This is a genomic window from Paenibacillus sp. FSL R5-192 (assembly GCF_000517845.1).
Lineage (GTDB): Bacteria > Bacillota > Bacilli > Paenibacillales > Paenibacillaceae > Paenibacillus > Paenibacillus amylolyticus.
Window position 1 is genome coordinate 99,278 of record NZ_ASPR01000075.1, and the last position, 12,709, is coordinate 111,986.

11 protein-coding genes are annotated in these 12,709 nt (G+C 46.8%); 5 read left to right on the top strand and 6 right to left on the bottom strand.

All coding sequences use genetic code 11. From position 1 onward, the window contains the following. Positions 1 to 12: 12 nt before the first annotated feature. The 4 genes from chvE to C161_RS28225 all read right to left on the bottom strand — a co-directional run bounded on the left by chvE (position 13) and on the right by C161_RS28225 (position 5,691). Positions 13 to 1,098 carry a multiple monosaccharide ABC transporter substrate-binding protein gene (gene chvE / locus C161_RS28210; RefSeq protein ID WP_036674459.1) on the bottom strand — a complete coding sequence of 362 codons (1,086 nt, stop codon included), beginning with the start codon at positions 1,096 to 1,098 and terminating at the stop codon, positions 13 to 15. A 318-nt stretch (positions 1,099 to 1,416) separates the two neighbouring features. Then, entirely contained in the window at positions 1,417 to 2,715 is a 1,299-nt protein-coding gene (locus tag C161_RS28215) for a response regulator (protein WP_036674597.1), read from the bottom strand. 8 nt (positions 2,716 to 2,723) lie between these two features. Then, on the bottom strand, positions 2,724 to 4,571 hold the full coding sequence (locus tag C161_RS28220) for a cache domain-containing sensor histidine kinase (protein ID WP_235193969.1): 1,848 nt from the start codon (positions 4,569 to 4,571) through the stop codon (positions 2,724 to 2,726). Positions 4,572 to 4,683: 112 nt separating this feature from the next. After that, on the bottom strand, positions 4,684 to 5,691 hold the full coding sequence (locus tag C161_RS28225) for a substrate-binding domain-containing protein (protein WP_036674465.1): 1,008 nt from the start codon (positions 5,689 to 5,691) through the stop codon (positions 4,684 to 4,686). Positions 5,692 to 5,897: 206 nt separating this feature from the next. Between C161_RS28225 and C161_RS28230 the strand changes: the two genes are divergently transcribed. Both C161_RS28230 and C161_RS28235 read left to right on the top strand, forming a co-directional pair. After that, on the top strand, positions 5,898 to 6,479 hold the full coding sequence (locus C161_RS28230; protein ID WP_036617102.1) for a LysE family translocator: 582 nt from the start codon (positions 5,898 to 5,900) through the stop codon (positions 6,477 to 6,479). Positions 6,480 to 6,498: 19 nt separating this feature from the next. Beyond that, positions 6,499 to 7,275, top strand: coding sequence for an AraC family transcriptional regulator (locus C161_RS28235; RefSeq protein WP_036674467.1), 777 nt, complete (start codon positions 6,499 to 6,501; stop codon positions 7,273 to 7,275). Between the two features lie 173 nt (positions 7,276 to 7,448). On the opposite strand, the gene C161_RS28240 is transcribed toward C161_RS28235, so the two are convergent. Then, positions 7,449 to 8,021: a hypothetical protein gene (locus C161_RS28240; RefSeq protein ID WP_036674473.1), complete on the bottom strand. Its 573-nt coding sequence runs from the start codon at positions 8,019 to 8,021 to the stop codon at positions 7,449 to 7,451. A 172-nt stretch (positions 8,022 to 8,193) separates the two neighbouring features. Here C161_RS28240 and C161_RS28245 point away from each other — a divergent pair, with 172 nt between their 5' ends. Then, positions 8,194 to 8,859, top strand: a complete 666-nt coding sequence (locus C161_RS28245) for a phosphatase PAP2 family protein (protein WP_036674475.1) — start codon at positions 8,194 to 8,196, stop codon at positions 8,857 to 8,859. A gap of 169 nt (positions 8,860 to 9,028) precedes the next feature. On the opposite strand, the gene C161_RS28250 is transcribed toward C161_RS28245, so the two are convergent. Beyond that, entirely contained in the window at positions 9,029 to 10,462 is a 1,434-nt protein-coding gene (locus C161_RS28250; RefSeq protein ID WP_036674478.1) for a glycoside hydrolase family 1 protein, read from the bottom strand. A 345-nt stretch (positions 10,463 to 10,807) separates the two neighbouring features. On the opposite strand from C161_RS28250, the gene C161_RS28255 reads away from it, so the two are divergent. Together C161_RS28255 and C161_RS28260 are read left to right on the top strand one after the other, a co-directional pair. After that, complete coding sequence (locus C161_RS28255; protein ID WP_036674480.1) at positions 10,808 to 11,749, top strand: helix-turn-helix transcriptional regulator; 942 nt, start codon at positions 10,808 to 10,810, stop codon at positions 11,747 to 11,749. A gap of 73 nt (positions 11,750 to 11,822) precedes the next feature. After that, complete coding sequence (locus tag C161_RS28260) at positions 11,823 to 12,638, top strand: class I SAM-dependent methyltransferase (protein ID WP_036674482.1); 816 nt, start codon at positions 11,823 to 11,825, stop codon at positions 12,636 to 12,638. The last annotated feature ends 71 nt before the right edge of the window (positions 12,639 to 12,709 follow it).

The following is a 12,709-nucleotide window of genomic DNA, read 5'->3' on the forward strand; positions in this document are numbered from 1 at the left end:
TCCTTTCATTTATTATTTCAGTCCGATCTCTTCCTTCGTGTAATACTGTGTACCAACGATATCCTGCTCCACATTTGTACGGTCCACCGAGATGGGATCCAAGAGATACGCCGGAACAACCTCAATTCCGTTGTTATATGATGTTTTATCATTAACTTCCGCCTGTTTTCCTTGCAAAATACTATTGGCCATCTCTACCGTCTTCTCCGCTAGCTTCCGTGTATCCTTAAACACCGTCTGCGTCTGTTCCCCGGCCACAATCGACTTGATCGAGGCAAGTTCTGCATCCTGTCCTGTAATAACGGGCAGCGGTTTGTTCGAAGTACCATAACCAATCCCTTTCAAGGATGAGATGATACCAATACTGATTCCATCATAAGGAGATAATACTGCATCCAGATTATCACCCGAGTAATACGCACTCAGCAGGTTATCCATCCGTGACTGGGCCAGTGCCCCGTCCCAGCGTAAGGTCGCAATCTGGGCCATCGTCATCTGCTTGCTGCGTACCACCAGTTTGCCGGAATCGATGTACGGCTTCAGCACAGACATCGCACCGTCGAAGAAGAAATAGGCGTTATTATCATCAGGAGAGCCACCAAACAGCTCAATGTTATACGGTCCTTTTCCATCCTTGAGCCCAAGCTTTTGTTCGATGTAGGAGGCTTGAAGCACACCCACCTTAAAATTGTCGAACGTGGCGTAATAGGTTAAGTATGGCGTATTGCGAATGAGCCGATCATACGAGATCACTTGTATCCCTTCGTCATGCGCTTTCTTGATTACATCCGTTAATGTGTTGCCATCCACGGACGCGATGACCATGACATCCACACCTTTGGTGATCATGTTTTCAATCTGTGAAATCTGATTCTCGACCACATCCTCAGCATACTGAAGATCAGTTTTGTACCCCTGCTCCTGAAACAGACGGACCATGTTCTCCCCGTCTCCCACCCATCGTTCTGATGATTTGGTTGGCATCGATATACCGACATATCCCTTTTCTTTACTGCCTGGCCCACTCTCTGCCAGATTGCAGGCCGAAAGCATCAAGGTCATCACCAGAAGCCAGATGAGCATTGCTCCTTTTTTCATATGAAGTTCCCCTTTCCTCACGTCATACGGTTCTGAATGAGTTATAAGATAACGCTTACAATGCATGTAGTGCATCCTGTTGCTTGCTGTTCCTGTCTGAGACTATGGTAGCATTGGAGATGCCGCAAGGTCTTTGCACGTTTTGAACCTTTTTTATAAAAATTTAACTTTTGATGGAAACGCTTAATGTATAAGTGTGATCCACGAGATACCATACCAGAGTCAAAAAAAAAGGACATGCTCCACTTCGCTTCACACGAAGTAGAACACATCCATCTCATTTATCACACGTCTGAATGAACAACTGTATTACGATATTTAATTCGCGGAAGGATGATAAGCCGTCCCCCCGTTTTTTCGATACTGCACAGGCGAAATGCCCATTGTTTTCTTAAATGCAGTGCTGAAATAATGCTGGGTATCATAACCTACACGCTCAGCTATGGTGTGAATCGGCAGTGTTGTTGAATCTAATAACTGTATAGCCTTGCGAATGCGAGCATGCGTGACAAGTGTGACAAAGGAATCATTCAGCTCTTTCTTCAGCACACGGCTAAGATATACGGCAGATACTTGTAGACGGGAAGCAAGCGATTCCAGGGTCAGTTCCCGTTCGGCATATTCTTCGTGAATAAGCTGTCTTGCCCGGCGAACCAGAGGCGACAACTGCACTTCCCCGAATACCCTTTCACGGCAATGACGGTACGTATCTGGCGTTTCTTCCAGTGTCCCTGCATGTGTCTCCACATGAGCATGAATGGCAATATTCAGGCAAGAACTAATCTGCTGTTCCAGAAGGGACTCTATTTCTTCAGGGGCTTCCTGCCACAGACACATGCCGATCAAGCCGCTTACGTCCCGAAACAGGACATGTGGCACGTCCCCCAGCAGTTCACTAATTATATTTTCCACTGCAAACAGAAATAACTGACGATCATTCTCTCTCAGTATCGTCTGACGAGCTTCAGCGGCAGGCCAGCGTACGACCCCGATCTGCACAGGTGGGACGGCGGGCAGCCGTAAAAACACAAGCTGCTCCGTCAGATCCCTCCCTTCAGCCTGCCCCTCCAGCCACTCCAGCATAAATCGCTGGCGAAGCAACGGGATATTACGTTCAATCTGATGAGCTGCCTGTTGTACATATGCCGTCCTCTGGTGCTCTTCAGTAAGTCGCTGATGCAATCGCTCAAGTGCAGCATATAATTGTTCTGCTTGCACAGGTTTCAAAATGTAATCCTCTACGCCAAGACGAACCGCCTCCTGCGCATATGCAAATTCATCATGTCCCGAGATGATCAGGTAACGACAGCCCGGGCACTTCTGCTGAAGGGCACGGATTAGTTCGATTCCGTTCAGGAATGGCATATTCATATCAACGAGAACAATATCCACACCCAAGTCAGCCGCCCGTTCCAGCGCTTCCTCGCCATCTTCCGCTTCACCAACAACCTCCATCCCGAGAGTTATCCAGTCAATGGCATCCCGAATCCCCTCACGAATGATCGGTTCATCATCAGCGATGAGCACGCGGTATTTCTTCGCCACATCGCTATCCGGTGTAATCTCCATTACTGTAGTCAATGCGGATGTCTCATCTGTTTCAGTGGAAGTTGTCACGGCCGATTTCATGAATTTTCCCATTCACTCTCCTGCCTCTCTTCGTTATTGAATTGCTTGGTTGGTGGGAGCTCTCGCATCAACGGATGAATGATGGTCACACTCGTTCCTTCACCTTCCTGGCTCTCCAGTTCAATTCCGTACTCATCACCAAAGGACAGCCGAAGACGGGCTTGCACGTTCAACATTCCATAACTTTTACCTGTTATCCCCGGCGAAGACGCTTCCAAACTTGCCAACGGAGCTTCGAGCAACTGCTGCATCTCGGCAAGCCGTTCGATGGACATGCCTGCTCCATTATCATGAATGGTCAGCAGCAGTCTGTTATGTTCCAATCTGGCCTCCACCCGAATGTGTCCCGGCCCACGCCTGCCCTTGATTCCATGATAGATTGCATTCTCTATCAGGGGCTGAAGCAGCAGCTTTAACACCAAAAGGTCCCGCAGTTCCTCTGGAATATTCAATGTATACTGAAGACGATCGCGGTATCGTGTCTGCTGAATTTGCAGATAACTGGTCATATGCTCAATCTCGGAATGCAGCGGAATGTAATCCTGTCCTTTACTAAGCCCTATGCGAAATAATCGAGATAACGCACCAACCATGCCGGATACATCTTCTGCACCCTCTTTGCGTGCCATCCAATGAATCGTATCCAAGGTATTGTACAAAAAGTGTGGTTTGATATGCTCCTGCAAACTTCGCATTTCAGCGTCGCGCTTCTGCCGCTCCCGCAATTCATTTAGTGATATCAGTTGTCTGATCTGTGCCAGCATTCGGTTATAACTGTTGCCAAGCATGCCAATCTCATCAGCGCGATCGCTCCAGCGGCCTGGTCTGAGATTGCCGGTCTCCGCCCTGCGCATGTAGGACATGAGCCGGAAAATAGGCTGAGCAATTGAACGGGAGAACCATAAAGAGGCGCTCAAGCCAAACAAACACACCACAAATACAAAGCTAACCACGTAAAACTGGATTTGGCGCACTTCGGATATCGAGTCTCTTGTAGGAAATACCCCTACCGTTCTCCAACCCGTAAAGGTAGACGACTGATACATGAATAATAACGTTCCACCTTCTGTATCGGCGGTAAACGTTCCACTCTCACCGGAGGGGAACCAGTCTGTGGGAATGTGTTCTATTAGCGGATGCTCCGGCTTGTATACACTTTGACCTTCTGCATCCGTCACCATCACATAACCGGATTTCCCCAAGGTTACATTACGGGCAGCCTGAGAGACGGACCTAAGTTTAAGATCAATCATAATAACGCCCCGCACACGTCCTGACGCTTCATCCGTTATGGAACGCGCAACCGATACAATCTCATCATCCTTGTACCGTACATGTGTCGTGAGATTACGCTCTTTCGGCTGACCCAACACCGTGAAGATGCCCGGATTGGCCGAAGCTTTTTGATACCAATTTTCCTGAATCAGGCTCTGTTCCGCTCGGGGATACATCTCGTTGCTAATATAGTCACCACTTGCATTGACGAGAACAATCCCGGCGATTTCAGGATACAACGTTGTGAACCCCTGCAAGGTTTGTTTGATGCCATATAACCGATTTTGCTCCGTTTCGGCATTGGTGTCCATGTTCATCGGTTCGATACCTGCATCATCATTCGGTGGCATTTTGTCGTTCATAAAAGCGTCAATCTCCGGGTCAAATGCAATCAGATAGGTCATGTTTTGCAAATTCTCCATTTTGCTGTTCAGAGCTTCATTCACTTTGCCAATCAGTTGCATGGTATGCCCTTCAACCTGTCGTTCAACAACCCGCTCCACCGTCCAGTTCACAAGCAACCCAAGCCCTACGGAAGGTACAATGGCGAATAACAGAAAAAGCAGCATCAGCTGGTACCGAAGGGGCATATTACGCAAGCGTAAACGCCGAATCCCGTTCCTGAAAGTGGAGAGAATTGTTCTCCTGCTCCAAGGCCTTGGACTCTTGAAATATTCCTTGTTATTTGGCATAGTAATCATCCACATCCGAGCGTGTCACCACAGAGATCCCTGTGTCCACCATCACGGGAAGCGGTGCATTTTCACCGGATGAGGATGGGGCAGGAACCGTTAACTGGTGATGCAGATGGAACAGATATTGGAGTGACCAATATCCCATATTCCAGGTTCCCTGTGCAATTGTAGCTGAGATCGTACCGTTCTTGATCATATCCAATGTAGTCTTATTTGTATCAAACGAAATAATCTGCAATGGATGTCTGTCCCCGGCAGTTTGAGCGGCTTCCCCCGCTCCTGCCCCTCCGGTAGCTTCAGTCACAAAAATTCCCGCCAGCTCGGGATGTTCCTTCATCATTCTGATTGTTTCGTCTCTGGATACCATCGCATCACCGTGTCCGTCTGCAACTTCAACAATCTGCATGGAAGGGTATCTCTCCTTGATCGTATCGCGGAAACCCTTCGTGCGCTCTTCATGATTTTGTTGTCCGGGCAAGGTTAATACCGCGACCTCTCCCTCACGACCCAGCAGTTCAGCCATTTTATCGGCAGCCATTACACCCGACTTGTAATTATCTGTCCCAAGAAAAGAATAGGCCTGGCTATCGGGTGCATCCGCGTCAAATAATACAACAGGGATATCTGCGTCGATTGCCTTGTTAATCGCTGGAACTAACGATTGAGGATCGATTGCAGATATAGCAATGCCCGCGGGTTTACGAGCGATAGCCTGCTCGATCACCATGGTCTGCTCCTTCGCATCATACCGGGTAGCCCCGCGATATTCTACGGTCACGCCAAGTGCATCCGCGGCATCCTCGAAACCTTTGAGCGGGCTCTTCCAATACTCCAGCCCGGACTGGAATGTAATCATGATATACGTCTCTCCGATATCACCGCGCAGCCCCCGGTCCTCCCAAGAACTGTTTACCTGACTGGTGTATTCAAACCTCAATACATACAACGCAAATGCTGAGATTAGCAAAATGTAAACAAGTAGCATTTTTTTCATTCCGTTCACTTCCTCAAGTCGTCTGATCACCTTGTACATCGTCTAAATTGTAAACGCAATCATTCAAAAAGAAAACTCCCCCGTATCTTTTAAAAGCAAACTCCTGTTGCTAACGATGCACCCGCTGCAATAATGTACTATATGGTTTCTCCCTCTGGACGTATGATCATGGAACTAAACTACAACCAGAGGAGAGCATCATCCTTATGAATCTTGCATCTTTTTTAATCTACTGTATCGTCGTAACATTTACCCCCGGCCCCAGCAATATCGTAATTCTTTCTTCTACACAGATAGTTGGCGCGCGAAAAACAATGCGTTATGTCTGGGGAGCTACGTTGGCATTTGGTCTGTTGCTTACCGCTTCAGCTTTTCTTAATCAGCTTCTTGCGGGAGTGTTACCCGGAATTCTGAAGGTGATGCAGATTGTCGGCGGCCTGTACATGGTGTATCTGGCGTACCAGATCTACAAGATGGGTACCACCGAGGATGCACCGAAACAAGTTACCGGATTTTGGAACGGTTTCATCATGCAATTTGTGAACCCAAAGGTCGTCTTGTTTACTTTCACTGTCATTCCAAGTTATGTATTGCCCTTTTATCAAAGTTCATTCTCATCGTTTCTGTTCGTGGTGCTAATTACCTTCATTGGATTTCTGGCCTATTCCAGTTGGGTTGTTTTTGGTACGGTTTTCAGAACGTTGCTGAATCGCCACCAAAAATTACTGAGTATTCTCATGGCACTTTTTTTGTTATACTCAGCCATTATAGTATCCGGATTAATCTAAAGCTTGGGAGGTGTGCTGCATGGAACGGTTTAACTATAAAAAGTCGCAAGACGTGCTGGCACTATCCGCCAGCTTTACTGATTTTGCATACAAAAAACATTGCCATGAAGAGTATGCGGTCGGCGTAACCCTGCGTGGCATTCAACAATACAACCTGGACGGACAATATCAGGCATCTCACCAAAATGGTGTCATGTTGTTTAACCGTGAACAGTCTCATGATGGAAGCTCCTATGATAAGGCTGGCATTGACTATGTGATGCTGTATTTGAAGCCTGAATTGGTAGAGGAGATTATAGGCAAAAAGGAATTGCGTTTTGGAAGTCCCATCGTCTATGATCCCGAGCTTGCACGTAAGATCCTGATGCTGAACGATGCCGTTCAACTCAGACAGGACGAAGCCGAGTGCAGCGAACGGGTCTTCGATCTCGTTCACCTGCTGGCTCAGAAGGAAATGGACACCAAGCTCTGGTTGCCTCAGGACAACCTGGTCCGCAAAGCCAAGGAAATCATGTTTTGCAGCACCGAAGATGTGCTCAAGCTGGACAACCTGAGCTCCGAATTTGGCATGTCCAAGTTTCAATTTATCCGTGAATTCAAAGCACAAGCAGGCATATCCCCCTACCAGTTTTTCTTAAACTGCAAAGTGGAGCGTGCCCGTCAATCCATCGAAAAGCAGAAGGACGTATATACTGCTGTTGCCGATTGTGGATTCGTTGATCTGACCCATCTGAACCGTCATTTCAAACGGGTATTTGGTGTCACAGCTTATGAATACATGTTGCAGCTGAACTAGCTGCATCGGATCGATAATCTCGACTCCAAATGGGTGAAATTTTGACGCCACTCCTGAAAATCCCCGTATGGAACGCGGATGTACCTCGACGTTCTTACGGGGATTGACTTGTTTTTCAATCATACAAACCTTTTGTTATACAATCCAACTTTCAATTTTCATCAGACCTGCAATCAGATTCTTTTCTTTCGTTTCCATATCCACACGATTGCCAACGCTGCCAATAAAATGACTCCACCATATAATATGAGTTGGATATATTCACTTCTCCCATCGGTGGTTTCTCCAAAATCTTCTTTACTTACAAGCTTTCCCGCACCCAGCAATTTCAGATCGTCTCCAGCCTGTTCAATTGGAACATTGCCACTGCACAGATTCGTATGAAGCTTATGATCCACTTCATATTGATAAGCATAGATCAGGTAGGATTGATTCTTTTCAAATTGAATGCCACAGGATTCAGATCCACCGTCACTCGCGAGGATTTTCATCTTTTTGGCATTAACCCCCTTCCATGCAGTATCTACATCAAAGGTATACTCTCTTAATAAGCCATCATGCTTCGACTGTTGAGAACGTCCCTTCTCCACCACTTCTCCTGTAAATACAGTTGTGTTTGTCTTCAATCTCTCCTGAACATCACTCTCGACACAACTGCAAGCATACACTCTCTCTCCTGGAAATAGAGCTAACCCAGACGTAACCAACAGTAAGATCAACATGCACATCACCAAACGTCGTTTCATTCCGACCGCTCCCCTCCTACATTCTCTGCTTGAATAAGCGTTGTTAAGGTTACATATTTTTATTGCTGCTATATTTATTGTAAAATTATAGCACAATACAAATATCGTTATGTCCGACATACACAAGGACACAACATACGAAATCAACCATCACGGAGGAACTCAACATTTGATGCACAACTGGAAAAAGAATATCTCCTTCCCGCTGCTCGTTGCAGCGTTATGCATGATCGCCTTTATAAGCATCGCCTTGTCCATCAGCGACAACCAAATTCATCGATTTGATGACACGCTGATCGGCTGGATTCAGGGGTTGGAATCCCCTGGTATGACACAATTCATGCACCTTTTCACCTGGATCGGCAGCGAAATGCCAGTGGTCTTCATTACCATCATCGCCATGATTGTGTTGTACGTTTGCCTGCGACACAAACGCGAACTGCTCTTCCTGGCTTGTGTGCTTGCAGGTTCAACCCTGTTAAATGCATTGCTCAAGCTGGTATTCCAGCGTGCCAGACCTACCATTAACCGGATTATCGAAGTGAGCGGCTATAGCTTCCCCAGTGGGCATTCTATGGCAGCATTTAGCCTGTACGGTGGACTGGCCTTTCTAATCTGGAAACATGTACCCACCGTCACAGGACGTGTGCTGATGATTGTTGCCAGCGCCGTATTTATACTTACCATTGGGATAAGTCGTATCTACTTGGGGGTGCATTATCCAAGTGATATCGTAGGCGGATACTTCTTGAGTGGTTGCTGGCTCTCCACATGTATATGGTTTTATCGGCGGCACTTGGAGCGCATGTCCCAACTGCAAAGCAGAAGGCTGGCATAGGCGGCCCGCTATTGAACTACACAAAGAAATACCCGGCTTTCCTTAACTGAAGGATAAGGATCGCCGGGTATTTTTATATTCATATATTGTAGTCCTGAACACGTTCAGGACCACATGGACCGCTTGTCCCATTTAAGGGAACAGACGGGTCTGGTTTTTTTTAGCCAATTTATAACTCTTCACCATTGGATTCAATGACTTTTTTGTACCAGTGGAAACTCTTCTTCGGTGTTCTGCTCAAGTCTCCGTTACCGTCGTTGTCTTTATTGACATGAATGAAGCCATAACGCTTCTTCATCTCTCCAGTGGATGCACTAACCAGGTCGATACATCCCCACATGGTGTAGGCAATCAGATCTACGCCGTCAGCTACCGCTTCTTTCATCTGTTCAATGTGACCTTTCAAATAATCAATGCGATAGTCATCTTGAATGGAGCCGTCTTCCTCTACCACATCGACAGCACCCAGACCGTTTTCAACCACCATCAGTGGAATCTGATAACGATCATACAGATGATTCAGCGTGTAACGCAGTCCTTTTGGATCGATCTGCCAACCCCAGTCGGAAGCTTCGAGATATGGATTTTTGATACCGCCCAGCAGATTACCTTCTGCTCTCTCAAGGGACTCATCCGCACTTTCAACCAAAGACATATAATAACTGAAGGAGTAGAAGTCTACGCAGCCTTCACGCAAGGTCTGCTCGTCTCCCGGTTGCATCTCGATCTGGATACCTTCTTCGGCGAAGAAACGTTTGGCGAATCCAGGATACGCGCCACGAACCTGTACATCACCGCAGATCATATTGGAGATTTGGTCTTTCTTCTGTGCAAGCAACATGTCGTCCGGGTTACATGTGTTTGGATAGGTGGTCATGAAAGCGACCATACAGCCGATCTGGAAATCAGGGTTAATCTCATGTCCCAGCTTCACCGCTTTGGCACTCGCAACGAATTGGTGATGTAATGCCTGGAAACGAGTCTGAGGATCATCCACTCCGTCGACCAGTGTTTCTTTACCTTCAAACAGAATACCTGCAGCCATATAAGCACCCATCGGCATCGTCAGACAGTTAATTTCGTTGAACGTCAGCCAGTATTTGACCTGATCCTTGTAACGGTTGAACAGGGTTGTACAATAACGGATATAACAATCGATAACTTCACGGGAAGCCCAGCCGTTATACTTTTGTGTCAGACCGAATGGCGTTTCATAATGGGAGATCGTTACGAGCGGCTCAATATTGTATTTTTTCAACTCGGCAAAAACATTATCGTAGAACTGCAATCCCTCTTCGTTTGGCTCCAGATCATAACCGTTCGGATAGATCCGGGACCAGTTGATGGACATGCGGAACATTTTGAAGCCCATCTCTGCCATCATGGCAATATCTTCTTTGTAATGTCCGTAAAAATCAACCGCTTCATGGCTCGGATAATACGTGCCCTCTTCCAATACAGGCGTAATCCGGCGTGGGGTCGTGTGGGTTCCCCCTGTCATCATGTCAGACGTGCTCGGCCCTTTGCCACCTTGATTCCATCCACCCTCGAATTGATTGGCAGCCGTTGCGCCACCCCAGTAAAATCCTTCTTTCATTGTCATGACCAGTTCCTCCTTAATAATTAACTCATTTCGGTATAAAGTGCTTGATATTATGCGAGTAGCCGTTCCGGTCACGAATCGTTCTTCTGATCGCTGTTATCCTCGGATTTCTTTTATTCCCATTTCTAAATGGAAAAATCCCATGATAGCGTTTGCTTCCGAAGTAGCTTTCTTACAGAAAGCTTTTAGCGAACACTTCGTTTTTTCAGAATCGATATCGTCCCCTTCACTACTCCCCAATAAATGAAGAACAAATTATAAATCTGAGTCAAAATGTCTTGGTAAGACTTTTACACCAGTGTACCACCCATACCCTGACACCTGTTGTCATGGTATAATCAGAGCATGGAAAATAACCGACTATTTCGAATGTTGCTTTTGTTATTGGAGAAAAAGAAAGCCACTGCACCCGAACTCGCCCGTATGTTCGAGATTTCTGTACGTACGGTGTACCGCGATATCGATCGGTTAAGTGCTGCGGGCATTCCCGTCTATACAACGACCGGCAAGCATGGCGGTATTCATCTGATGGACAACTATGTCATGGACAAGTCCCTGTTGTCGGAAGAAGACCAGAATGAAATTTTGATGGGACTATACAGCATCAGTGCGATCCCCCATCTTAACAGTGCCCATATGCTACAACGGCTAACCGCCCTTTTTGATCACAAGCTGGATTGGATCGAATTCAATTTCTCACCATGGGGCAGCATCCCTCTGCAGGAGAGAGAGCTGTTCAATCAGGTGAAACAAGCTATATTAACGAATCAACTGATTACGTTTCATTATGTTAATTCGGATGGTGAGAAGAGCATTCCGACCGTGGAGCCACAGAAGCTTATTTTCAAAAACAGTACATGGTACTTCAAAGGCTACATTCATGATGATCCTGATCGGAAAGAATTCGAGACATTTAAGATGAAACGGATCACCCAGTTGACTTTTCTGGCGAGAAAACACGATCACTCTGTTACTGCCGGATCAAACGACCCTGAATCAGAAGCAGCTCCTGTCCTGACTCCTCTTACACTCTCGTTCTCCAGCAATATTGCATACCGAGTGTATGATTTTTTCGAACCCTCCCTCATTAAAAAAGAGCCTGATGGCAGGCTCCGTGTGTCTCTCGAACTGAATGTAGGGGAATGGCTCTACTCCTTCCTGCTGTCGTTTGGTTCCGAGCTGACCGTAATCGAGCCTGTTCATGTTGGACAGGAATTGCTCAGACGTCATATCAAAGCCGTTGAACATTTGCAGAACGTCATGAACAAACTTCCCAACAATGAATGATATAATATAGGCCTATACAACTTTTGATCACAGCTGACTCTCCGTCATCCATCTGACCGAAGGAGGTTTATCCATGCAAGACATTAGACGCAACAATGTGGAACGTTTCAAAGGTTTTGGTACGTTATACGATCAGAATCGACCAGCTGCTCCCACTGAAGTGGTGGATATTCTAACGACATATCTTGGCAGCACTCCACGTATGGTCGCAGATATTGGTTGTGGCACCGGCTTATCCTCGTGGATCTGGCTTAATGAAGCTGAACGTATCATCGGCTTTGAACCCAGCGATGACATGAGGTCTGTAGCTGAATCCAAGTGGGAATCTGCCGGGAAGCCGGATAACCTGCGGTTTGTGTCCGGCTTGTCTCACGACCTCGGACTACCAGATGGCAGTGTGGATGTGCTGACCTGCTCGCAATCGTTTCACTGGATGGAGCCGCAACCCACACTACGCGAGTTTGCACGTGTACTTCGTACAGGGGGCATATTTGCAGCCTACGATTGCGACTGGCCGCCAATGTTAGACTGGCAGTTAGAACAAGCTTATCTGCAGCTGAATAAGGAAGCAGATCAACGAGCAGCCAGTCTGGCTCCCCAGGATAGTCAGGCACACAAATGGAGCAAGGATGGGCATTTGCAGCAGATTCAGCAGTCCGGGCTGTTCCGATATGTTCGGGAAATCGTATTTCATCACCACGAGACATTCACTGCCGATCGATATGTCAATCTCGCCCTGAGCCAAGGCGGCCTGCAAACGGCGTTGAAGCTGGGAGCGGATGATCTATTAACAGCTGCTGACGAGTTCAGAGCGCTGGCTAATCGTGTATTTGATGGAGAATCCAGAAAAGTACTTTTTTCTTATCGCATGCGCCTTGGTATTGTTTGAAAACCGTCCGTTGCTTGTATCTCTCATACATACCAAAATGAAAAAGGAGGTCCTACACGTCATAAACATGA